A 22870-nucleotide genomic window follows, 5' to 3' on the forward strand; every position below is an offset into this window, starting at 1 on the left:
GCTCACGGTGCAGGGGGCGCGGTGGACGAGGACTTCGCGGAGTTCGTGCGGGTGGCATTACCCGGCCTGCTCCGGTACGGGCATCTCCTCACCGGCAACCCGCACGACGCCGCCGACCTGGTGCAGATCGTGCTGGAGAAGATCGGTGTGCGCTGGGGGACGCTGCGCGCCGCGGAGAGCCCGCTGCCGTACGTGAAGCGGGCCATGGCGAACACGCACGTCAGCCGGTGGCGCAGCAGGCGGCGGGAGAACCTCGTCGCCGACATCCCGGAACCGCCCCCGGTGGCGCCGGTCGACCGGCTCGAGCACGAGCCGCTGTGGCAGGCGCTCGCTGCTCTGCCGCCACGGCAGCGGGCGGTCGTGGTGCTGCGCTACTACGAGGGCTTGTCCGAGGCGGAGATCGCGGATGCGATGAAAATCAGCCCGGGGACGGTCAAGAGCCAGGCCAGCAAGGCGCTGGCGGGTCTGCGGGGCAAACTGGGGAGCCTGGCCTTGGCGGGGGACGCGTGGTGAATTTCGAAGACGAGCTGAACCGGCTCTTCCAGGACGAACGCGTCGACATCCCCGTGCGCCCGGGCGCGGAGCTGGCCGTGGTGGCAGGCGCCCGCCGACGCCGTCGGCGTCGTCACGCGGCCGCTGTCACGGGTGGTGGCCTGACGATCGCCGTGCTGGCCGTGGCCGGCATCGCGCTGGGCGGCGTCGGCGGCGGACGACAGGACACCCTGCCCGCGACACACCCCCCGGTCACGACGGTCCCGACGAGCGCCGAATCGCTGGTCCAGCCCCCCGCGTCGCCGACGAGCCCGGTGAGCCCGCCACCCCTTTCGTCGAGCGCTGGGACCGCGACGACCACCTCCGGCGCGTCCGGCGGCGGCCAGCGCACCTCCCGAAGTTCCGGCCCCGCAACAAGCTCGCAGCTGCGCGCGGCTTCCACCGACAGGACACTGGGCCCCACCGGATGGGGACGCCTGACGCTGGGCATGAGCGAATCAGCGGCACTCGCCACGGACGAGTTCGACCTGTCGGAAGGCGTGTCGGGCAGCCCGTGTCACCGCTACTGGCTCCGCAACGGCGGCAGCACGCCGGTCGACATCTCCCCGACGTACGGTGTCGCACGCATCCCGGCGAAACCGGACGTGACGACACCGGAAGGATTCGGACGCGGCTCGACCGACGCGGAGGTCATGGCCGCCTACCCCGACGCGACCATCACGAACTACACCATCACCACCCCGGTTCCCGGCAACGCGAAGGCCGTGTACATCTTCAACACCAGCCCTGCGCAAACGATCTCCAGCCTGCGCCTCGAACTGCTGACACACAACTGCTGACGCCCAACACGCCGCCCGCAGCGGCAAACACGCGCGTGTTTGCCGCTCCCGTCGCCGTGTTGGCCCTTCCGGTCAGCGTGTTGGCCGTTCCCGCTGGCGTGTTGGCCCTTCCGGGACACACCACCCAGCAACGCAAGCCGGGCGCCCCTCGGAAACCGCCACCCGGTAACGGAAGCCGAACCGCGACGTGCCCGGACCTCCCCCGCCCCGATCCCCAGCCCGCCTTTGGTCGCTGATCAGCGGGGTCAAGGTACTCTTTCCCGCCTTGACGCCGCTGCTCAGCGACTGAAACCATCCGCAAGGAGGGGCGGGGGAGGTCGCAAGGTGACCACCTACCGGCCGCCCAAGTAACCAGCGGTCACCGAGCCAGCCGCAGGCTCGGCTCTAAAGATCAAGAGCGTCCTCGCCGGACAGGCAGACTCCGGGATGACCACGGCTCCCGCAGCCCAGCTCACCTCAAGTGGGTGGTCCGCTGTGCGGTCATCCCGTCGCCTTCCTGTTTGTGCATATCACTTTGAGCCAGGCCCGCAAGGTTTTGCTCTTCGACCGCCGGTGAGCACGGATGTTGCGGGCCTGGCTCAAAGTGATCGTTCCGTTGTCAGGCGACGGGATGACCACCCAGCTCTGGGTGTTACTGCAGCTCGCTGGCGCTCGCCTTCGGCACGGCGCTGGCGCACCGCTTCGCCCGTGGCTTCTCTCCGTCCGGATCTTCGAACAGCGGGTGTGACATCTCTGGCGCAGATGTAAGTTACCGGGCAGTATGGCTGGCATGGCAACGTTGCACGGCAAGGTCATCGTCATCACGGGCGGCGCGCAGGGAATCGGCGCCACCACGGCGCGTGCCCTGGTGGGCAGGGGTGCGAAGGTCGCGATCGGCGACCTCGATCCGGTTCTCGCCGAGAAGACCGCGGGTGAGCTGGACGGGGACACCATCGCCCTGCCGCTCGATGTCGCGGACCACCGGGGATTCAGTGAGTTCCTCGACGAGGTCGAGCGTCGCCTCGGGCCGATCGACGTGTTGATCAACAACGCCGGCGTCATGTTGCTCTCGCCCCTGGCCGACGAGGACGACGCGGCCACCGCGAAGCAGATCGAGGTCAACCTGGGCGCGGTCATCCACGGCACACGCGAGGCGGTCCGGCGCATGCGGCCGCGTGGGGCGGGGCACATCGTGAACGTGGCGTCGATGGCGGGCAAGATCGGGTTCCCCGGCGCGGCTACCTACTGCGCGACGAAGCACGCCGTCGTCGGGCTGTCCGAGGCGGTGCGGCAGGAACTGCGCGGGTCGGGGGTGGACATCACGTGCGTGATGCCCGCGGTCGTGCGCACCCACCTCGCCGACGGTCTGCCCGAAACGAAGCTGTTCCCGTCACTGCGGCCCCAGGACGTCGCGAAGGCGATCGTCGAAGCGCTGGAGAAGCCGCGTTTCGACGTGTTCGTCCCCAGGTCGCTGGACGTGAGCGGCCGCGTCGGCCGGTTGCTGCCGCGGCCGCTCACGGAGTGGTTCATGCGCGCGATCGGCGCGGACAAGGTGTTCACGCAAGCGCATGCGGGCGCGCGGGCGGAGTACGAGGCAGGAGTGCGGCGGCCGTGAAGTAGCGTCGGCGGGCAGGGCCGAGAGGACGGGAACGGAGTTCGACTGATGCTGACACCTCCGGTGGTCGCGATGGCGGAGAACGCGCTCGGGGTGCTGCGTGGCGGCCTGGCCGATCTGCGCCCGGTGCCGCGCGCACTGGTCGACCAGGGGCCGAACCGGTCGCTGTACCGGATGAGCCCGGCCGCGGACGGCGATCCGGTGCTGCTGGTGCCGCCGCTGGCCGCGCCGGCGCTCTGCTTCGACCTGCGCCGTGGCTGCAGCGTCGCCGAGCACCTCGTCGAGCGCGGGAACCGCACCTACCTGGTGGACTACGGCACCGTCGCGTTCTCCGACCGCCGCCTCGGTATCGAACACTGGATCGACGAGGTGCTGCCGCGGGCCATCCGCAAGGTCAGCGAGGACTCCGGCGGCCGCGGCGTGCACCTGGTCGCGTGGTGCCTCGGTGGGCTGTTCTCGCTGCTCACCGCCGCCGACCAGGCCGACCTGCCGATCAAGTCGATCACCACGATCGCGTCACCAGTGGACTTCACCGCCATCCCCCTGGTCGCGCCGTTCCGGCCGCTGGTCGACCTCACCGGCGGGTACCTGCTCACGCCGCTGTACCGGATGCTCGGTGGCGCACCGTCCTATGTGGTCGAACGCGTGTTCTGGGCGACGGGGATCAACAAACAGCTCACCAAACCGCTCGCGATCCTGCAGAACCTGGGCGACAAGGACTACCTCGCGCAGATCGAGGCGGTCGACCACTTCATGGACAACATGATCGCCTACCCCGGCCGCACGTTCGGGCAGATCTACCACCGGTTCTTCCGCGCCAATGACCTCGTGGAGGGCGGGCTCGACCTGAACGGCCGCATCATCTCGCTGTCGGGCGTGAAGGTGCCGACGCTCGTGATCGCCGGCCACAACGACACCATCGCCCCGCGGCGCGCCGTGGAGCGGCTGGTGCCGTTGCTGGAAAACGCGCCGTCCGTGCGGTTCGAGACCGCACCCGGCGGGCACCTCGGCGTGCTCACCGGACGCCGCGCCCGCGACACGACGTGGCACTGCATCGACGAATTCCTGGACGAGCAGAGGAAACCCTAGCGGAAATACCGGCGACGGGACTGCGATGACCCGTCTAGAATTCCGGGATGACCATGGTGATCCGCGAGTGCGACGGCGAGGTCGCGGTCCACCTGCGCGGAGCGACGTCCCAGCACGGTTTCGTCACCTTCGGCGTGGAGATCTCGGGTTCCGGCCCTCGCGCGGAGACCTACGGTGTCACGGCTGACGGAACCGTCGGCGACCTCAGCCACGACCTCGATGCGTTCGTCCGCCAGCTGGCCGAGGGCTTCCGCGGTTGGCCGGGCGCCCGCTCGTGGTCAGCGCTCAGCGGAAACCTGACGGTGATCGCCGAACACCGTCCAGGCGGCCACGTCGATCTCACCTGGACGATCGGCTCCACCTGCCGACAGGGCGCCGCTCGGTGGAACGCCTCGGTCGTGATCACGGTCGACGCCGGTGAGGATATGCGGCACCTGGCCGCCGATCTGCAAGCTTTCCTGCACTCGAGTTGACAAACCGTCCGGCTCTCTGCCTCACGAGAGCCGGACGGTTTCCGTTCCCGCACAAGCTATTTCAGCTCGGCCGAAGTCTTCCCCAGCAACCGGCGCGCCACGATGAGCTGCTGGATCTGCTGCGTGCCCTCAAAAATGTCCAGGATCTTCGAGTCCCGCGCCCACTTTTCGAGCAGCATGTCTTCGGTGTAGCCGAGCGTGCCGATCAGTTCGACGCACCGCAGGGTGATGTCGACGACCGACCGGCCGGCCTTGGCTTTCGCCATCGAAGCCTGCAGCGAATTCGGCTTGCGGTTGTCGGCCATCCAGGCCGACTCCAGCGTCAGCAGGTACGCCGCTTCGTAGTCGGCTTCCAGCTCCAGGTACACCGCCGCCGCGGCGTGCTGCTGGTGCGCGGGGCGGTCGTAGTCCACCACGACGCCCGCTTCGGCGAGGATCCGCGCCGTCTCCTCCAGCGCGGCGCGCGCCAAGCCGACGGCCATGGCGGCCACCAGGGGACGTGTGTTGTCGAAGGTCTGCATGACGCCCGCGAAACCCTTGGAGGTGTTGACCTCCGGCGAGCCGAGCAGGTTCTCCTTCGGCACGCGGCAGTTGTCGAACCGCAGCACCGCCGTGTCCGACGCGCGGATCCCGAGCTTGTGCTCCAGCCGCACCACCTCGAACCCGGGCATGCCCTTCTCCACCACGAACGACTTGATCGCCGCGCGCCCGGCGCTCTTGTCCAAAGTGGCCCAGACGACCACCGCGTCCGCGCGGTCGCCGGAGGTCACGAAGATCTTCTCGCCGTTCAGCACGTAACAGTCGCCGTCTTCGGTGGCCGTCGTGGTGATGTTCGCCGAGTCCGAACCGGTGTCCGGCTCGGTGATCGCCATCGCGGCCCACGTCTTCGCGAACCGGGTCAGCTGCTCGTCGTTCGCCACCGACGCGATCGCCGCGTTGCCCAGGCCCTGCCGTGGCATCGACAGCAGCAGACCGACATCGCCCCAGCACATCTCGATCGTGCCGAGCACCGTGGACAGGTTGCCGCCGTTGCGGTTCCCGGTCTGCTTCTCCTTTTCGTTGCGCCGCACGCCCGCGGCGCCCGCGCCACCCTCTCCGGAGGAGTTCAGCCCGTCCAGCACCGCGGCGAACATGTCCAGCTCGACCGGGTACTCGTGCTCGGCGCGGTCGTACTTCCGCGAAACCGGCCGCAGCACTTCCGACGCCGCCTGGTACGCCTGGTTGATCAGCGCCCTGGCCTTCTTCGGGGTTTCCAGATTGATCATGATGACCTTCCCAGGCTTGTCAGAGGAGGACGACGCCCTCGAGCACACCGATCGCACGCAGGTCGCGGTACCACCGCTCGACCGGGTGCTCCTTCACGAACCCGTGCCCGCCGAGCAGCTGGACACCGGCGCTGCCGATCCGCATCCCCTTGTCCGCGGCCAGTTTCCGGGCCAGCGCGACCTCACGTGCATACGGCTTGCCCTGTTCCGCCCGAGCCGCCGCGCGCAGCGTGACCAGGCGCATTCCCTCCAGCTCGATCGCGATGTCGGCGACCGAGAACGCGACCGCCTGACGGTGGCTGATCGGCTCACCGAACGCGGTTCGCTCGTTGACGTAGGGGATCACGTAGTCCAGCACGGCCTTTGCGGTGCCGGTGGCCAGGGCCGCCCACCCGAGGCGGGACAGTCGCACGGCCTCGGTGAAGACGTCCGGTGAGCCGCCGCCCAGGAGCGCGCCCGCGGGCAGCGACACCTTCTCCAGGTGCAGCTTCCCGGTCGCCGCGCCACGCAGGCCCATCGCCGGGTCGGCCTCGATGGACACGCCCGCGGTCGAGGACTCGACGAGGAACAGCGCGGGACCGCGCCCTTCGAGGTCGGCCGAGACGATGAACAGCTCCGCCTGCCCCGCGCGGGGGACCAGCGACTTCACGCCGTCGAGCTGATAGCCCTTCGGGGTGCGACGCGCCCTGGTGGCGGGCTTGAACGGGTCGAACAGCGGCTTGGCCTCCAGCAGCGCGAGCGCCGCGGCAGGCACGTTCTCGCCGACGAACTCCGGCAGGTAGTCGGCCTGCTGCTGGGCGTCGCCCCACAGGACGAGCGCGTTGCTGACCGCGGACGGCGCCAGCACGGCGACCGCGAGACCGAGGTCGCCGTGCGCGAGGGCCTCGGCGACCAGGGCGTTGGTGACGACCGAGCGCTCCGCCCCGGCGCCACCCAGCTCCTCCGGGATGCCGATGAGCGTGACGCCCAGCTCGGCGGCGCGGGTGAGCAGACCGTCCGGCGGGCTGAGTTTCTCGTCTGCCTCGGCGGCCGCGGGCCGCAGCTGCTCGGCCGCGAACTCGCCCACCGTCTCGACGATCATCTGCTGGTCTTCGGACGGTGTGAGGTCGAAGAGGCCCTTGTCCTCGGCCGGTGCCGGGCGGGCCGCGTCGCCGCCACGCTTCCGGGACGAGGCGAAGGTCCGGCTCGCCGCGCCGGCGGCCTTGAAGCCGCCCTTGGTCGCCGCGGACACCAGGTTCTGCACCGGCTGCCTCAGCCCGGTGCGTTCCAGGGTCCTGCTGCCCGCGAGCCGGGAGAGGGCGGCCAGGCCGAGGCCCATCACGTCCCGTTTCCGCCCGCTGTTCTCCCTGAGCGCTGCCACGTCGCACTCCCATCGCCGTTACCTACTCACGAGTAGGTTAGCGTATCAGGGCTGCTCGGCGCCAGCGGGCGTGGTCAGGGGTGCCAGGTCGGCAACACCGGCACGGGCGGACGCAGCGACGAGGGCGGCGGGCCGACGGCCCCGGAGACGAGCCGGAGCACGGCGATGCCGTCCCGGACCTCGACCACCTGCATCGCGAGCACCCCGTCGACCGGCTTCGGCTTCTCCGGCTCGCCGCTGCTGCAGCTGGAGCCGCTGCCGTTCTCGTAGAGAGTTGACACGCAGCCGGGCGTGAGGGAGCCGGTCCCGCCGCCGTCGGTGGCGAAGTCGATGCCGTCGGCGGTGACGGCCGCGACGGAGAGCTGGTGGAGACCGCCCTGCCCGGTCAGCGCGATGTCGACCGGACCATCGACCATGACTTCACAGGTGCCGTCCGCGCAGGCGTTGTAGTCGCGCCCGTCCGCGGCGGTGAGGGCCGGTGGCGCGGACGACGAGGGGGTCGCAGCCGACGACGAGGGGGCCGCGGCCGGGGTGGCGGGCTGCTCGTCGCCACTGCAGCCGGCCAGTAGCACGAGGAGGACCAGAACTGCGGCACGTTTCACGTCGATCACGCTAGTGCGGATCGGTGCGATCAGGAGGCGGATCGGCAGGATGCGGTCAGCTCGGACGCAGCTCGGTCGAGGCTCGGCGCGGGCGGTTCCCGAGGTGGGTGGTGCGGTGAAACGCGCTCCGCCGCGCCCCATTGCCTTGTACGCTGTGTAGGCGAGGTATCACTGATGGGGGCAAGGTGGCTGAGGACGGCGAGGCAGTCGAGCAGGTCGGTAGTGCGATCCCGGGCATGCCGATGAGCCCGGTGCGCACCGAAGCTGGGCAACGACGAGTACGCCCTTCGCGTTTCCGAGCACATGCGGATGGCGATGGATTCGGACGATCGCTCATTGGTGCCGGTCTTCCACGCCTTGATGGAGGGGTTGGATAGCCTCCTGGACGCGTTGGATGTGGCGATGCGCAACTACGAAGACGCGGACGCCGCTGCTGAGGACCAGCTCAGGCAGTTCGAGGACTGAGGACACGTGACTCGTATGGTTCGCGCCGTCGGCCTCCTGGCATGCGCCGTCGCGGTTGTGGCGATCTCCGGTTGCGCGAGCACGGTGAATGGCAGTCCTTCGCCGGATCCGCAGGCGGCCGCGCCGTCAGGGAGTGCGGATTTGGGGGCCCTCGACGCGTGCACAATCCTCAATCAGCTGCTCACCGGTCAGGGCTTCGACCCAGGGGAACGCAAGACCGTGCGCAACGAGTGTGTCGCGACGAAGATCGACTCCGGTGCTCGCGGTATCGCGTTGGATCCCGCGCAGGGCCTCGCCGAGTATCCAGCGCAGGTGCCTGGCGCGGTTCCCGTCGAGGTCAACGGGCGGAAAGCTCTGCAGGGGGCGCCGACCGGTGACAGTTCGTGTGAGGTGGCGCTCGCGGTGGGCGAGAATGCCCGAGCCCTGGTCACGGCGGTGATCTCCGGTACGGCACATGCTCAGGTCTGCGCCGCCGCGCAGGAGCTAGCCGCTGACCTCGAACCACTGCTTCCCGGAAGCTGATCAGCTTCCAGGCCCGGAGCTCGGCGGAGGCGCTGGAAGTGGCGCCGACGAAGCCGCGACGCAGCATCTGGGGTGATTCAAGGACTGAGGATCACGTGACTCGTACGCTACGCGTCGTTCGGCCGTTGGTTGCTGCAACTGTTGCGTTGACGCTGGCCGCCTGTACCGCGACGGTCAGCGGAACTCCGTCGCCGGAGCAGCGGCCTTCCGAGGCGCCAGGTGCCGGTGATGCCTTGAAGTCACTCGATGCCTGCACCGTTCTCAACCAGCTGCTCGCTGATCAGGGTTTCAACCCGGGTGAGCGCAAGACCGTGCGCAACGAGTGCGTCGCGACGAAGATCGAGTACGGCGCTCTCGGGATCGCTTTGGATCCGGTGCAAGGGTTGGACGACCTGGCGGGCCAGCTGGCGGGAAGCGCGACGCTCGAGGTCAACGGGCGGAAAGGAATCATCGGTCAACCGAGCGGCGAAGGATCGTGTGAGGTGGGTCTTGAGGTCGGTGAGCACGCACGGGCCGTAGTCATCGCGTCCATTTCCCGCTCTGACCTCCGAGCCCAGGTCTGCACCGCCGCTCAGGAACTCGCCGCCGAGCTCGAACCGTTGCTTCCCCGGGGCTAACCGAGGTCCAGCACCGCCGCCATCAGCACCCTCAGCTCGGCCGCCAGCGAAGCCCTCTGGTTGACCCGCCGCGTGCGGGACAGATCGTTGGCGATCGTCAGCGCGGCGTGGACCGTGATCTTCGCTTCGCGCGCGTTCAGTGCGGGGCGCGCGGCCCCCAGTAGCGCCACCCACTGCGACACGTAGTCCCGCTGGATGCGGAGTAGTTCGGCGCCCTCCTCCGTCGTGTAGGTGAGCGCGTCGGTGGAAAACGACACCGCCAGTTCGACCGAGCCGGTCAGGACCCGGACATAGGAGTCGATCAACCCGCGCAGCGCCTCGACCTCGTCGGCGCTGGCCAGGCGGACCCGTTCGGCGTCCAGCAGCAACCGGTCGGCCGCACGGCGCGCGATGGCGCTCAGCAGGGCCGCCTTGCTCGCGAAATGCCGGTACACGCTGGGGCCCGCGATGCCGGCGGCGGCCCCGATGTCCTCCATGCTCACCGCGTGGAAACCCCTGCGGTGGAACAGTTCCGCGGCCGCCGACAGCAGCTGCTCACGCCGGGACAGGACGCCGAGACCACCGGGAACCGGCCCTTCGGGCGATGCTTCCGAGGGTAACCGCACGTGCAGCACGCGCCGGGCCAGCTCCGCCAGCAACTCGGCGAACCGTTTGCGCGCCACCGCGGTCCGGTGCACCGAGACGCTACCGAACACGCTCAGCGCGGCCCAGCACAGCAGCTCCGCGTCCTCGGGTCCCAGATCGGGCCGCAGGGCCATCAGCTCCTTGGCCCACGACGTCAGCAATGCCGTCGACCGGCGCCCGATCTCCCGCTGGTCCTCCGGCGCCAGGTGCCTGCCCTCCCACCGCCACAGCGCGGCCACGTCCCGTCGCTCCACCGACGACTCCGCGATGCCCCGCAACAACCGGTCGACCTCGGCGCCGTCCGGCCTGCGCAGCGTCGACAACGCGGCCGCCGTGGCGTCCTCCATCTCCTGCACGCCGCCGAGCAGCACGTACGCCAGGATCGCCTGCTTGTCCGCGAAGTGCCGGTACACCGCGGGCCCGGTGATGCCCGCCGCCGCGGCGATGTCGTTGATGCCCACGCCGTGGTAGCCGCGAGCCCGGAACAGCTCGGCGGCGAGGCCCGCGAGCTGGCTCCTGCGGTCGGGGTGACGACGGGAAATACTCGGCATGGTGATCCCACTCTAGCCCGAGTGACAACCGGCGCAAGCGGTTGACACCAGGGGATTCAGGGGGGCTATGTTAGTGGTGATTAGCGTCAGACCCAGACGGATGCAGTAAGCAGGAAGGACCGTCGGTGTGAGCAACGAGGCATACATCTACGAGGCGATCCGGACGCCTCGTGGCAAGAACAAGGGCGGTGCCCTGCACGGGGTCAAGCCGATCGACCTCGTGACCGGACTGATTCACGAGCTCCAGGCGCGGCATCCGGGCCTGGATCCGGCCGCGATCAACGACATCGTCCTCGGTGTGGTGTCCCCGGTCGGTGACCAGGGCGCCGACATCGCGCGTGCCGCCGCCATGGCTTCCGGGCTGCCCGACACCGTCGCCGGCGTCCAGCTCAACCGCTTCTGCTCCTCGGGTCTGGAGGCCGTCAACCAGGCCGCCGCCCGCGTGCGGTCCGGGTGGGAGAACCTGATCATCGCCGGTGGTGTGGAGTCGATGTCGCGGGTGCCGATGGGCTCCGACGGCGGCGCGATGTTCACCGACCCGGCCACGAACTACGACACGTACTTCGCGCCGCAGGGCATCGGCGCGGACCTGATCGCCACCATCGAGGGCTTCGGTCGTGAGGACGTCGACGCCTTCGCGGTCCGCTCGCAGGAGAAGGCCGAGGCAGCCTGGTCCGGCGGCTACTTCGCGAAGTCCGTGGTGCCGGTCAAGGACGTCAACGGCGTCACGATCCTCGACCACGACGAGCACCGCCGCCCCGGCACCACGCTGGAGAGCCTGGGCAAGCTCAAGCCCGCCTTCGAGGCGATCGGCGAGATGGGCGGCTTCGACGCGGTGGCACTGCAGAAGTACCACTCGGTCGAGAAGATCAACCACGTCCACACCGGCGGCAATTCCTCCGGCATCGTCGACGGGGCCGCGCTGGTGCTGCTCGGCAACGAGCAGGTCGGCAAGGACCTGGGCCTGACCCCGCGCGCCCGCATCGTGGCCGCCACGATCACCGGCTCCGACCCGACGATCATGCTGACCGGCCCGACCCCGGCCACGAAGAAGGTCCTCGACATCGCCGGCCTGACCACCGACGACATCGACCTGTTCGAGCTGAACGAGGCGTTCGCCTCGGTCGTGCTCAAGTGGATGAAGGACCTGAAGCTGCCGGACGAGAAGGTCAACGTCAACGGCGGGGCGATCGCGATGGGCCACCCGCTCGGTGCGACCGGTGCGATGATCCTCGGCACCATGGTCGACGAGCTGGAGCGGCGCCAGGCGCGGCGCGCGCTGCTGTCGCTGTGCATCGGCGGCGGAATGGGTATCGCGACGATCATCGAGCGGGTGTGACCATGACCAACACTATTCGCTGGGACTCCGACGCCGACGGCATCGTCGTGCTCACCCTGGACGACCCCAACCAGTCGGCCAACACGATGAACGCCGACTTCCGCGAGTCGTTCAAGAACATCGTCGAGCGCCTGGAGTCCGAAAAGGACTCGATCACCGGTGTGGTGATCGCCTCGGCCAAGAAGACGTTCTTCGCGGGTGGTGACCTCAACGACCTGATCCAGGCGTCGCCGGAGCTGGCCGAGGAAATCACCAACAGCACCAACGCGATGAAGGACCAGCTGCGCCGACTGGAGACGCTGGGCAAGCCGGTCGTTGCGGCGATCAACGGCGCCGCGCTCGGTGGTGGCCTGGAGATCGCGCTGGCCACGCACCATCGCATCGTCGCGGACGTCCCGGGCTGCGTCGTCGGCCTCCCCGAGGTGAGCCTGGGCCTGCTGCCCGGCGGTGGGGGCATCGTGCGCACCGTCCGGCTGCTCGGCATCCAGAGCGCCGTGCTGAACGTGCTGGTGCAGGGCCAGCGGCACAAGCCCGCCAAGGCGCTGGAGATCGGTCTCGTGCACGAGGTCGTGTCCAGTGTGGACGAGCTGCTGCCGAAGGCCAAGGAGTGGATCAAGGCCAATCCCGAGGCGCAGCAGCCGTGGGACGTCAAGGGCTACAAGATGCCCGGCGGTTCCCCCACGAATCCGAAGTTCGCGGCGAATCTGCCCGCGTTCCCGGCGAACCTGCGCAAGCAGATCAAGGGTGCGCCGATGCCCGCGCCGCGGGCGATCCTGGCCGCTGCGGTCGAGGGTGCGCTGGTCGACGTCGAGACCGCGACGCAGATCGAGACCCGGTACTTCGTCAGCCTGGCCACCGGTCAGGTCGCGAAGAACATGACGAAGGCGTTCTTCTTCGACTTGCAGCACATCAACTCGGGGGGCTCGCGGCCCGACGGGTACGACAAGTACAAGGCGCAGAAGGTCGGCGTGCTGGGCGCGGGCATGATGGGCGCCGCGATCGCCTACGTGTCGGCGAAGGCGGGCATCGACGTAGTGCTCAAGGACGTCTCGCAGGAGGCGGCCGAGAAGGGCAAGGGCTACGCGGTCAAGCTCGAAGAGAAGGCGCTGTCCCGTGGCAAGACCACGAAGGAGAAGTCGGACGCGCTGCTGGCGCGCATCAAGCCGACGGGCGACCCGGCGGACTTCGCGGGCGTCGACTTCGTGATCGAGGCCGTGTTCGAGAGCCAGGAACTCAAGCACAAGGTCTTCGGCGAGATCGAGGGCGTCGTCAACCCGGATGCCGTGCTCGGTTCGAACACGTCCACCCTGCCCATCACCGGCCTCGCGCAGGGTGTGCAGCGGCAGGAGGACTTCATCGGCATCCACTTCTTCTCGCCGGTGGACAAGATGCCGCTCGTGGAGATCATCCGCGGTGAGAAGACCTCGGACGCGACCCTGGCGAAGGTCTTCGACTACACCCTGCAGATCAAGAAGACCCCGATCGTCGTCAATGACAGCCGTGGTTTCTTCACCAGCCGGGTGATCGGCACGTTCATCAACGAGGCCGTGGCCGCGGTGGGTGAGGGTGTCGAACCGGCGTCGATCGAGCAGGCTGGTTCGCAGGCGGGCTACCCGGCGCCGCCGCTGCAGCTGATGGACGAGCTGACCCTGACCCTGCCGCGCAAGATCCGGCAGGAGACGAGGGCGGCCATCGAGGCGGCGGGCGGCACCTGGCAGGCGCACGCCTCCGAAGCGGTGATCGACCGCATGATCGAGGAGTTCGACCGCAAGGGCAGGTCGACGGGCGCCGGTTTCTACGAGTACGAAGACGGCAAGCGCACCCGCATCTGGCCGGGCCTGCGTGACGCGTTCAAGTCCGGCAGCGGCACCGTACCGTTCAAGGACCTGCAGGAACGCATGCTGTTCGCCGAGGCGCTGGAGACCGTGAGGTGCTTCGACGAGGGTGTGCTGACCTCGGTGCAGGACGCCAACATCGGCTCGATCTTCGGCATCGGTTTCCCGGCGTGGACGGGTGGTGTCATCCAGTACATCAACCAGTACGAGGGCGGCCTCGCAGGTTTCGTCGCACGGGCCGAGGAACTGGCCGCGAAGTACGGCGACCACTTCCAGCCGCCGGAGTCGCTGGTGAAGAAGGCCGAAGCAGGCGAGAAGTTCGAATAGCCCAGACCTAGCAACACAAGTGCCCCTTCCGCGCAAGCGGGAGGGGCACTTTTCGTTGTCCGGCAACGAAAGCCAAGTACCCGACCGCCCCAGACCTCCCCCGCCCCGATCCCCAGCCCGCTTCGGTCGCCGATCAGACGGGTCAAGGTACTCTTTCCCGCCTTGACCCGTCTGCTCGGCGACTGGAACCATCCGCGAGGAGGGGCGGGGGAGGTCGTGAGGTGACCGACTACTGCACGGCAGCGCGCCCAGCGGCTCGCCTGCCCCACGCGCCGGTTCAAAGATCAAGGGATAGTCCTCGCCGGACGGGCTGGCTCCGGGAGGACCGCTCAGCTTCGGGGTTACTGCAGCTCGCTGGCGCTCGCCGCTAAAGCAACGGCGGAATGGCCGCGTCGATCAGGTGCGGGCCGGGCTCGTCCACGGCCTTTCGGAACTGCTCCGCCAGCTCTTCGGCCGTCGTAGCACGGGTGGCCGGGACGCCCATTCCCTCGGCGATCTTCACGAAGTCCAGGTCGGGGCGCGCGAGGTCCAGCAGGTCCTTCGCCTTGGGGCCGGCCGCCTCGGCGCCCACGCGCTGCAGTTCCATCCGCAGGATCGCGTACGCGTGGTTGTTGAGGATCACCGTCGTCACGTTCAGATTTTCCCGTGCCATCGTCCACAGCGCGGAGATGGTGTAGAGAGCGCTGCCGTCGGCCTGCAGGGCGATCACCGGGCGGTCCGGTGCGGCGATGGCTGCGCCCACCGCCGCGGGCAGGCCCTGTCCGATCGCGCCGCCGGTCAGGGTGAGCACGTCATGCCGGGGTGCGCCCGCCGTGGCGCCCGGTAACAGCAGGCCCGAAGTATTGGCCTCGTCGGAAATGATCGCGCCCTCCGGCAACAGCGCGCCGATCACGTCGACCCAGTTCTGCACCGTCAACTCACCGCTGGGCAGCTCGGGCCGGGATGGGGCCTGCAACACGGGCTCGGTGTCGGGGGCGACCTCGTCGGCCAGCGCTTCCAGTGCGGCGACGACGTCCTGGTCCAGCCCGGCCAGCGTGTGGACCTGCGCGCCCTCCGGAACCAGGTCGCTGGGCTTGCCGGGGTAGGCGAAGAACGACACTGGCGCCTTCGTTCCGGCGACGACGACGTGCTTGATGCCTTCCAACTGCCAGGCGACCTGCTCGGCCAGGTACGCCAGGCGCTCGATGGTGGGCAGACCGGCGCCGCGTTCCAGGCGGGCCGGGAAGGTTTCCACGAACGGCTTGCACCCGGTGGCCGTGGCGATGCGGCTCAGGGCGCGGAGGCCGGGCTCACGGCACGCGGCGCCCCCGATGAGCAACGCCACCGGCTCCCCGGAGCGCAGCACCTCGGCCACCGACTTGACCGTAGTGTCGCCGACGGTCTGCGGGACGCGTGGCGGCACCGGCTTCACGGCGACCCCACCATCGCCCCACGAGACGTCCGCGGGCAGGATCAGGGTGGCGACCCGGCCCGGTGCCTCACGTGAAGCGGCGACGGCGAAAGCCGCGTCGGCCCCGACCTCGGCACTGCTCACCGACCGGCGCACCCACCCTTCGAGGGAACCGGCGATCGCCTCGATGTCCGACTCCAGCGGCGCGTCGTACTTCTTGTGGTAGGTCGCGTGATCGCCGATCACGTTCACCACCGGCACGTGCCCGCGCCGGGCGTTGTGCAGGTTCGCCAGGCCGTTGCCCAGCCCCGGCCCCAGGTGCAGCAGCGTCGCCGCCGGTTTGCCCGCGATCCGCGCGTAGCCGTCCGCGGCACCGGTCACCACGCCCTCGTACAGGGCGAGCACACCGCGCATCTCGGGAACCGAATCGAGCGCGGCGACGAAATGCATCTCCGAGGTGCCGGGGTTGGAGAAGCACACGTCGACACCCGCGTCGACGAGCGTGCGGATCAGGGACTGCGCGCCGTTCATCTCACTCCTCAGTCGAACAGGACATCCGGGTTCAGGATGCCCTTCGGGTCGAAGGCCTGCTTGATCCGGCGCAGCAGCGCGACCTTGGCCGGGTCTTCGAGCGCGAGAAAGTGGTCCTTCTTCGCCTGCCCGATGCCGTGCTCACCGGAAATGGCCCCGCCCACCGCCACCGCGACGGCGAAGATGCCGTGCAGCAGCTTGTGCCGCTTCTCCGTGTCCTTGCAGAAGATCGCCAAGTGGACGTTCCCGTCGCCGGCGTGCCCGCAGCCGATCGCCCCCGCTTCCGCGGCCGCCGCGAGTTCCCGCGCCTTCGCGAGGAAGCCGGGCATTTCGGAACGCGGCACGACGACGTCGATCACGTCGTCGGCACCGGCGGCCTTCGCGGTCCAGAACGCCTTTTCGCGGGCCTCGATCAGCTTGCGGGCCGAACCGCCGTCGAGCACGTACACGTCGCTCGCGCCCAGATCGCCGAGCAGTTCCCCGGCCCGCTGGACGTCACCGTCGAGACGGTCGCCGTCGCGGTTTTCCAGGCCCACCACCAGATACGCCTGGGTGGCGTTGCGGACCTCCTCCGGGACGCCCAGTTCCAGCTTCTCGTTGTAGCTGATCGCGGCCATGGTGAGGTTGTCGATGTATTCGAGGATGCTGGGGGTCAGCCCGCTCGCGATGATCTCCGGGACGGCCCGCATCACCTGGTCGAGATCGCCGAACGGGGCGAGCAGCGTCGCGGCGTGGGGCAGGCGCGGGTACAGCTTGACGGTGACCTCGGTGACCAGCGCGAGGGTGCCCTCCGAGCCGATGATCAGCTGGGTCAGGTCGTAGCCGCTGGAGATCTTGGACGTCTTCCCGCCGGTCGTGATCACCTCACCGCCGGGCAGGACCGCCTGCAGGCCCACGATGTTGTGCCGCGCCACGCCGTACTTGACGGCGCGCATGCCCCCGGCGTTGGTGCCGACGTTGCCGCCGACGCTCGCGCTCAGCTCACCCGGGTAGACGGTGTAGGCGAGACCGGCTTCCCTGGTGGCCTCGTCCAGCTCCGACAGGGTGACTCCGGGCTGCACGACCGCCACCTGATTGGCGGTGTCGATCGCCAGGACCGCGTTCATCCGCTCGAACGAGACGACCAGGCCGTCCTCGCGTGGGCGAGCCGCCCCGGACAGCCCGCTGCCGGAGCCACGCGCCGTGACCGGGATTTCGTGCTCGGCGGCGAGGGCCAGCAGCGCCGAGACCTCGTCGGCCGTGGACGGCTTGGCCACGTACGCGGGCTTCGCGGCGCCGACCGTCAGGGACTCGTCGTGCGCGTAGTCCTCGGGAACCGCGTCACCCGTGAGCAGGTTGCGCTCGCCGACGATCTCGGCGATCCGCGCGGTTACGTCGCCCATGACGTGCCCATCCTTTCCTGCGCCTGCCGTTGACCCGCAGCGTAGTACGAGGCGGCGGCGGACCGGAAGCGAAGGAGATTCATGTCTTGGCGGGCGCGCGCGGTGGCACCATCTCGGTATGCGTATTCGTCCTGCCGTACCCGGGGACGTACCGGGAATCGCGGAAGTGCACGTGCTGGCCTGGCAGTCCGGCTATCGCGGGTTGCTCCCGGACGAACTGCTCGACGGGCTCGAACCCGCGCAACGGTTCGAGAGGTGGACGGACATCGTTGCCACGAACGCGCTGCCGGACCGGGGCACGCTCGTCGCCGTGCAGGAGGGGCGCGTCGACGGGTTCGTGCACCTGGGGCCCAACCGTGATGAGGGGCTCCCGGAAAGCGTGGGGGAAATCTGGTCGTTCTACGTCCGGCCTGCGACCTGGCGGGGAGGCGTCGGACGGAAATTGATGGCCGAGGCTCTGCGGAACCTCTCGTCGGCGGGGTTCGAGGCCGCGACATTGTGGGTGCTCGACGGCAACGACCGCGCCATGAGCTTTTACCGCGCCTGTGGATTCGAACCGGACGGAGCAGTCAAGGCGGATTACCGGGGGGGCGCGCTCCGGAATCTGCGGTACCGCCGCGGTTTGTGAGCGCGGGGCCGGTCCGCGCCAACGTACCGGCCCCGCTTACCTGGCTGGATCAGACCAGCCAGCCGAGGACGTGCGCGAGGCCGGCCAGGATGTTGCTGACGATGTCGTGGCCGTGGTGGAAGTGCGCGGCGAACATTCGGAGGGGCTCCTTAGTAAATCAATTCTTGCCGAAATCTGACTGCTTTCGAAAGCAAGGAAAGATTTTCAGCTCGCCCGGGAAGTGTCAAACGGCCCGGGAAAGCAGGAAGCCCCGTCATCGTGCGGGGGGAAAATCCCGACAGCCTAAACATGTAACACTTTCGGGTCTGCGGGCGGGGTGGCATTGCGCCGCCGGTAGCGCGATCGGGCGGGGTCACCTGGGACGATGCCGATCTTGATCCGGCACCCCGGGTGACTCCCGCCCGATCGGGTGAGAGTTACTGCCACGTAAGGTGATTCCCCATGATCACGCTAATGAGTGACGGGGATCTGGGGTTGATCCCCTAACGACCGCAGGTCGAGCGTCACTCCGCGCGGGCGAACGAGAGGGTTTCGCCCTCGACGCCGCGCAGCCAGAGGTCCTGGGCGGCCTCCGCCATTTCCGGCAGTCCCTCCACGATCGTGGCGAAGACGTTGCCCGGGACCCAGCCCGCGTCGCCGTTGATCAGGAGGTTGTTCCGGCCGTAGAAGATGGCCAGATCGGTCGCGCCCTGATCGCTGTGAGCCTCGCTGCTGTCCTCGTACCCGTACGCCGGATTACCGATTTCCCACGCCTCGAATCCGAAATAGACGACGTCGCCGGGAATGGGGGTGATGGTCGGGTTCTCGCGGCCCGGCTTCGGCTCGGCGAACGGCGGGACCAGTGTGTAGACCTCGTTGCGGGCGTACTTCGCGTGGTAGGCCGATCCGCTCTGTGGCAGCGCGTCCCACACCGCCTGGCAGGTCCGCGGCGCCTCCGCGTCCAGCAGCACGGCGCGGCAGGACACGCCACGCTTGTCGAGCGAAATGGTGATGTAGCGGGACAAAGTACGTTCTCCCTACTTGGAACCGGTGACGGTCGCGACGGTCTCGGCCCAGATCGCCAGTGCGTCGTCGATCTGCTCGGCGGTGACCACGAGCGGCGGGATCATCCGCACGACGTTCGAGTACGCTCCGCAGGTCAGCAGTAGCAGACCGCGCCGCGCCGCCTCCTGCTGCGCCGCCGCGGCCAGCGCGGTGTCCGGCGTGCCGTCGGCCTTGGTGAACTCCGACCCGACGAGCAGACCCAGCCCGCGCACCTCGCCGATCTCGGGCGTCTTGTCGGCGATCAGCCGGGCACCCTCGATCAGCTGCGTACCGCGTGCGGCCGCGTTTTCGACCAGGTTCTCCTCCTCGATCACGTCGAGGGTGGCCAGTGCGGCCGCGCACGAGACCGCGTTGCCGCCGTACGTGCCGCCCTGCGAACCCGGGAACGCCTTGGCCATCAGCTCCTTGGACGCCGCGATGCCGGACAGCGGGAAACCGCTCGCCAGGCCCTTCGCGATCAGCACGACGTCCGGCTTGACGTCGAAGTGGTCGTGGCCCCAGAACCGCCCGGTGCGACCGAACCCGGTCTGGATCTCGTCGAGCACCAGCAGGATGCCGTGCTTGTCCGCGCGCTCACGCAGCCCGGCCATGAACTCCGGGTTGGCGGGCACGTATCCGCCCTCGCCGAGCATCGGCTCGATGAAGAACGCGGCCGTCTCGTTCGGCGCGCTCATCGTCTGGAACAGGTAGTCCAGCTCGCGCAGCGCGAACTTCGTGGCGGTCTGCTCGTCCCAGCCGTAGTGGTAGGCGTAGGGGAAGGGCGCGACGTGCACCCCGCCCATGAGCGGCGAGATGCCCGCGCTGAACCGGGTGCCGGAAGTGGTCATGGAGGCGGCGGCAACCGTGCGGCCGTGGAACCCGCCCTGGAAGACGACCACGTTCGGCCGTCCGGTGGCCTGCCGGGCCAGCCGCAGCGCGGCTTCGACGGCCTCGCTGCCGGAGTTGGCGTAGAACAGCGAATCCAGCCCGGCGGGCAGCACGTCGCCGAGCCGCTCGGTCAGCTTCAGCAGCGGCTGGTGCATCACCGTCGTGTACTGGGCGTGGATGACCTTGCCGATCTGCTCCCGCGCGGCCGCGACCACCTTGGGGTGGCAGTGGCCGGTGCTGGTCACGCCGATGCCCGCGGTGAAGTCGAGGTGACGGTTGCCGTCGACGTCGTAGAGGTAGGCGCCTTCGCCGTGCTCGACGACGACCGGAGTGGCCTGCTTGAGCAGGGGGGAGAGCTGGGCCATGACGGCATGACTCCTAACGCGGTGAAGGCTTGTAGATTGTTGACAATCTGTCTAGCATGGCCGGTGGACAGGCGCAAGGTTGATCAGGAGGACTGGATGGGCGAGCTGACCGAAACGGGTGTCGTGGACGCCGTCGGCAAGGAGCTGTTCATCGGCGGGAAGTGGGTCCCGTCGAGCACCGGCAGGACCTTCGCCGTCGAGGACCCGGCAACTGGGCAGGTCCTCTGCGAGGTGGCCGACGCCTCGCCCGAGGACGGCAGGGCCGCCCTCGACGCGGCCGTCGCGGCACAGGCCGACTGGGCGAAGACGCCCCCGCGCGAGCGCAGCGAAATCCTGCGCCGCGCCTACGAACTGCTCAACTCGCGGGCCGACGAACTGGCGCTGTTGATGACCCTCGAAATGGGCAAACCGCTCGCCGAGGCGAAGGGCGAGATCGTCTACGCCGCCGAGTTCTTCCGCTGGTTCTCCGAGGAAGCCGTACGCATCGACGGCGGCTACCAGGTCGCCCCGAACGGCGCGGGCCGGTTCCTGGTCACCAAGCAGCCGGTCGGGCCGTGCCTGCTGATCACGCCGTGGAACTTCCCGATGGCCATGGGCGGCCGCAAGATCGGACCCGCGATCGCCGCGGGCTGCACGATGGTGATCAAGCCCGCCGAGCAGACGCCGCTGTCGATGCTCGCGCTGGCCGCGATCCTCACCGAGGCGGGCTTGCCCGCGGGCGTGCTCAACGTCGTCACCACCAGCGACCCCGGCGGCGTGATGGAGCCGATGATCAAGGACGGCCGCGCGCGCAAGCTGTCGTTCACCGGGTCCACCGCGGTCGGCCGCAAGCTGCTCGAACAGTGCGCGGACAAGGTGCTGCGCACGTCGATGGAGCTGGGCGGCAACGCGCCGTTCCTGGTCTTCGACGACGCCGACCTGGACGCGGCCGTCGAGGGTGCGATGCAGGCCAAGATGCGCAACATCGGCGAGGCGTGCACGGCGGCCAACCGGTTCTACGTGCAGCGCGGAGTGGCCGACGAGTTCGCCCGCCGCCTCACCGAACGGATGTCCGCGCTGCCGCTGGGCCGCGGCACCGAGCCGGGCGTCGTGGTCGGCCCGCTGATCGACAACGACGCGGTCGCCAAGGTGACCGAGCTGGTCACCGACGCCACGCAGCGCGGCGCGAAGGTGCTCACCGGTGGGACCACTGTGGACGGTCCGGGCAACTTCTACCAGGCCACGGTGCTGACGGACGTGCCGCGGGACGCGCGGATGGCGAGCGAGGAGATCTTCGGCCCGGTCGCGCCGATCAGCGTGTTCGACGACGAGGACGAGGCGGTCGCGGCCGCCAACGACACCGAGTACGGCCTGGTCAGCTACGTCTACACCAACGACCTCAAGCGCGCGCTGCGCGTGTCGGAGTCGCTGGAGGCCGGGATGATCGGCCTGAACCAGGGCATCGTGTCCAACCCGGCGGCGCCGTTCGGCGGGGTCAAGCAGTCCGGGCTGGGCCGCGAGGGCGGCACCGTCGGCATCGACGAGTTCCTGGAGACCAAGTACGTCGCGGTGAGCCTGTGAGCACCTACCGGATCGCGAGCATCCCCGGTGACGGCATCGGGGTCGACGTCACCGCGGAGGCGCGCCGGGTCCTGGACCGGGCGGGCGAGCTGCACGGCTTCGGTCTGGAGTGGACGGAGTTCGACTGGAGCTGCGAGCGCTACACCAAGACCGGCCGGATGATGCCGGAGGACGGGATCGAGCGGCTGCGGCCGTTCGACGGGATCTTCCTCGGCGCGGTCGGGTTCCCCGGCGTTGCCGACCACGTTTCGCTGTGGGGCCTGCTGATCCCCATCCGGCGGGCGTTCGCGCAGTACGTGAACCTGCGGCCGGTGCGGCTGCTGCCCGGCACGACGTCGGTGCTCGCGGGACGTGGCGCCGACGAGCTGGAGATGGTGATCGTCCGGGAGAACACCGAGGGCGAGTACTCGCAGATCGGCGGGCGGCACAACCCCGGCCAGCCGAACGAGTTCGCGCTGCAGGAGTCGATCTTCACGCGGGTCGGGGTCGAGCGGATCGTCCGGTTCGCCTTCGAACTGGCGCGGACGCGGAGCCACCGGGTGACCTCGGCGACGAAGTCCAACGGCATCATCCACACGATGCCGTTCTGGGACGAGGTGTTCGCCGAGGTCGCCGCGGAGTACCCGGACGTCCACAGTGAACAGACGCACATCGACGCGCTGGCCGCCCGCATGGTGCAGTACCCGGACCGGCTCGACGTGGTGGTCGGGTCGAACCTGTTCGGCGACATCCTGAGCGATCTGGCGGCGGCGGTGACCGGCGGGCTCGGCATGGCGCCCTCCGGCAATGTGAACCCGCCGGGCGAGTTCCCGTCGATGTTCGAGGCCGTGCACGGTAGCGCCCCGGACATCGCCGGGCAGGGCATCGCGAACCCGGTGGCCCAGATCCTGGCGGGCGCGATGATGCTCGACCACCTCGGCGAGAAGGCGGCCGCGGCGGCGGTCAACGCCGCGGTCGAGCAGGTCCTCGCCGCCGGTGAGGTCGCCACGCCCGACCTCGGTGGCAAGTCCACGAGCACCGAACTGGGCGCCGCCATCACCGCCGCACTCGCCTGAGCGCTGCCGGGGCTGCCGCACCGGTGGCCCCGGCACGCATATCTTCACCCGGAA

Annotated in this window: 21 protein-coding genes; 13 read left to right on the forward strand and 8 right to left on the reverse strand. The window is 69.1% G+C overall.

Going from position 1 to position 22870, the window contains the following annotated elements; all coding sequences use genetic code 11:
* Positions 1 to 21 precede the first annotated feature (21 nt).
* The 5 genes from HNR02_RS15035 to HNR02_RS15055 all read left to right on the forward strand — a co-directional run bounded on the left by HNR02_RS15035 (position 22) and on the right by HNR02_RS15055 (position 4487).
* A complete protein-coding gene (locus HNR02_RS15035) occupies positions 22 to 513 on the forward strand; it encodes a SigE family RNA polymerase sigma factor (protein WP_179773798.1) in 492 nt (163 codons plus the stop codon).
* Positions 510 to 1331: a hypothetical protein gene (locus tag HNR02_RS15040; RefSeq protein ID WP_312861016.1), complete on the forward strand. Its 822-nt coding sequence runs from the start codon at positions 510 to 512 to the stop codon at positions 1329 to 1331. Before HNR02_RS15035 ends, HNR02_RS15040 begins: the two co-directional genes overlap by 4 nt.
* A 760-nt stretch (positions 1332 to 2091) precedes the next feature.
* A complete protein-coding gene (locus HNR02_RS15045; RefSeq protein WP_179773800.1) occupies positions 2092 to 2925 on the forward strand; it encodes an SDR family oxidoreductase in 834 nt (277 codons plus the stop codon).
* A gap of 48 nt (positions 2926 to 2973) precedes the next feature.
* On the forward strand, positions 2974 to 4014 hold the full coding sequence (locus HNR02_RS15050) for an alpha/beta fold hydrolase (protein ID WP_179773801.1): 1041 nt from the start codon (positions 2974 to 2976) through the stop codon (positions 4012 to 4014).
* A gap of 47 nt (positions 4015 to 4061) precedes the next feature.
* Complete coding sequence (locus tag HNR02_RS15055; protein ID WP_179773802.1) at positions 4062 to 4487, forward strand: DUF6228 family protein; 426 nt, start codon at positions 4062 to 4064, stop codon at positions 4485 to 4487.
* A gap of 56 nt (positions 4488 to 4543) precedes the next feature.
* Here HNR02_RS15055 and HNR02_RS15060 read toward each other — a convergent pair whose 3' ends face one another.
* The 3 genes from HNR02_RS15060 to HNR02_RS15070 all read right to left on the reverse strand — a co-directional run bounded on the left by HNR02_RS15060 (position 4544) and on the right by HNR02_RS15070 (position 7714).
* A complete protein-coding gene (locus HNR02_RS15060) occupies positions 4544 to 5752 on the reverse strand; it encodes an acyl-CoA dehydrogenase family protein (RefSeq protein ID WP_179773803.1) in 1209 nt (402 codons plus the stop codon).
* A 19-nt stretch (positions 5753 to 5771) separates the two neighbouring features.
* Positions 5772 to 7070 carry an acyl-CoA dehydrogenase family protein gene (locus HNR02_RS15065; protein WP_179775927.1) on the reverse strand — a complete coding sequence of 433 codons (1299 nt, stop codon included), beginning with the start codon at positions 7068 to 7070 and terminating at the stop codon, positions 5772 to 5774.
* A 116-nt stretch (positions 7071 to 7186) separates the two neighbouring features.
* On the reverse strand, positions 7187 to 7714 hold the full coding sequence (locus HNR02_RS15070; RefSeq protein ID WP_312861017.1) for a hypothetical protein: 528 nt from the start codon (positions 7712 to 7714) through the stop codon (positions 7187 to 7189).
* Between the two features lie 309 nt (positions 7715 to 8023).
* Between HNR02_RS15070 and HNR02_RS15075 the strand changes: the two genes are divergently transcribed.
* The 3 genes from HNR02_RS15075 to HNR02_RS15085 all read left to right on the forward strand — a co-directional run bounded on the left by HNR02_RS15075 (position 8024) and on the right by HNR02_RS15085 (position 9318).
* Positions 8024 to 8179, forward strand: a complete 156-nt coding sequence (locus HNR02_RS15075; RefSeq protein WP_179773805.1) for a hypothetical protein — start codon at positions 8024 to 8026, stop codon at positions 8177 to 8179.
* 15 nt (positions 8180 to 8194) lie between these two features.
* The gene (locus tag HNR02_RS15080) at positions 8195 to 8701 is read left to right on the forward strand and encodes a DUF3558 domain-containing protein (RefSeq protein WP_179773806.1); all 507 of its coding nucleotides are present in this window, start codon (positions 8195 to 8197) and stop codon (positions 8699 to 8701) included.
* Between the two features lie 146 nt (positions 8702 to 8847).
* Positions 8848 to 9318: a DUF3558 domain-containing protein gene (locus tag HNR02_RS15085; RefSeq protein WP_246338573.1), complete on the forward strand. Its 471-nt coding sequence runs from the start codon at positions 8848 to 8850 to the stop codon at positions 9316 to 9318.
* Here the strand turns inward: HNR02_RS15085 and HNR02_RS15090 are convergent.
* Complete coding sequence (locus HNR02_RS15090) at positions 9315 to 10493, reverse strand: TetR/AcrR family transcriptional regulator (protein ID WP_179773807.1); 1179 nt, start codon at positions 10491 to 10493, stop codon at positions 9315 to 9317. The genes HNR02_RS15085 and HNR02_RS15090 overlap by 4 nt on opposite strands.
* Positions 10494 to 10620: 127 nt before the next feature.
* Between HNR02_RS15090 and HNR02_RS15095 the strand changes: the two genes are divergently transcribed.
* Both HNR02_RS15095 and HNR02_RS15100 read left to right on the forward strand, forming a co-directional pair.
* The gene (locus HNR02_RS15095) at positions 10621 to 11832 is read left to right on the forward strand and encodes an acetyl-CoA C-acetyltransferase (protein ID WP_179773808.1); all 1212 of its coding nucleotides are present in this window, start codon (positions 10621 to 10623) and stop codon (positions 11830 to 11832) included.
* Positions 11829 to 13994: a 3-hydroxyacyl-CoA dehydrogenase NAD-binding domain-containing protein gene (locus tag HNR02_RS15100; RefSeq protein WP_312861018.1), complete on the forward strand. Its 2166-nt coding sequence runs from the start codon at positions 11829 to 11831 to the stop codon at positions 13992 to 13994. Before HNR02_RS15095 ends, HNR02_RS15100 begins: the two co-directional genes overlap by 4 nt.
* Positions 13995 to 14361: 367 nt before the next feature.
* On the opposite strand, the gene HNR02_RS15105 is transcribed toward HNR02_RS15100, so the two are convergent.
* On the reverse strand, positions 14362 to 15915 hold the full coding sequence (locus tag HNR02_RS15105; protein WP_179773810.1) for an acetolactate synthase large subunit: 1554 nt from the start codon (positions 15913 to 15915) through the stop codon (positions 14362 to 14364).
* Between the two features lie 8 nt (positions 15916 to 15923).
* Positions 15924 to 17297, reverse strand: coding sequence for an FAD-binding oxidoreductase (locus HNR02_RS15110; protein WP_179773811.1), 1374 nt, complete (start codon positions 17295 to 17297; stop codon positions 15924 to 15926).
* A 166-nt stretch (positions 17298 to 17463) separates the two neighbouring features.
* Between HNR02_RS15110 and HNR02_RS15115 the strand changes: the two genes are divergently transcribed.
* Positions 17464 to 17925: a GNAT family N-acetyltransferase gene (locus tag HNR02_RS15115; RefSeq protein WP_218902882.1), complete on the forward strand. Its 462-nt coding sequence runs from the start codon at positions 17464 to 17466 to the stop codon at positions 17923 to 17925.
* Between the two features lie 503 nt (positions 17926 to 18428).
* On the opposite strand, the gene HNR02_RS15120 is transcribed toward HNR02_RS15115, so the two are convergent.
* On the reverse strand, positions 18429 to 18929 hold the full coding sequence (locus HNR02_RS15120) for a DUF3830 family protein (protein WP_179773813.1): 501 nt from the start codon (positions 18927 to 18929) through the stop codon (positions 18429 to 18431).
* Between the two features lie 12 nt (positions 18930 to 18941).
* Positions 18942 to 20201, reverse strand: coding sequence for an aspartate aminotransferase family protein (locus tag HNR02_RS15125; RefSeq protein WP_179773814.1), 1260 nt, complete (start codon positions 20199 to 20201; stop codon positions 18942 to 18944).
* Positions 20202 to 20297: 96 nt separating this feature from the next.
* On the opposite strand from HNR02_RS15125, the gene HNR02_RS15130 reads away from it, so the two are divergent.
* Positions 20298 to 21761 carry an NAD-dependent succinate-semialdehyde dehydrogenase gene (locus HNR02_RS15130; protein WP_179773815.1) on the forward strand — a complete coding sequence of 488 codons (1464 nt, stop codon included), beginning with the start codon at positions 20298 to 20300 and terminating at the stop codon, positions 21759 to 21761.
* Positions 21758 to 22816 carry a tartrate dehydrogenase gene (locus tag HNR02_RS15135; protein WP_179773816.1) on the forward strand — a complete coding sequence of 353 codons (1059 nt, stop codon included), beginning with the start codon at positions 21758 to 21760 and terminating at the stop codon, positions 22814 to 22816. Before HNR02_RS15130 ends, HNR02_RS15135 begins: the two co-directional genes overlap by 4 nt.
* Positions 22817 to 22870: the final 54 nt, after the last annotated feature.

Source organism: Amycolatopsis endophytica (genome assembly GCF_013410405.1).
GTDB lineage: Bacteria > Actinomycetota > Actinomycetes > Mycobacteriales > Pseudonocardiaceae > Amycolatopsis_E > Amycolatopsis_E endophytica.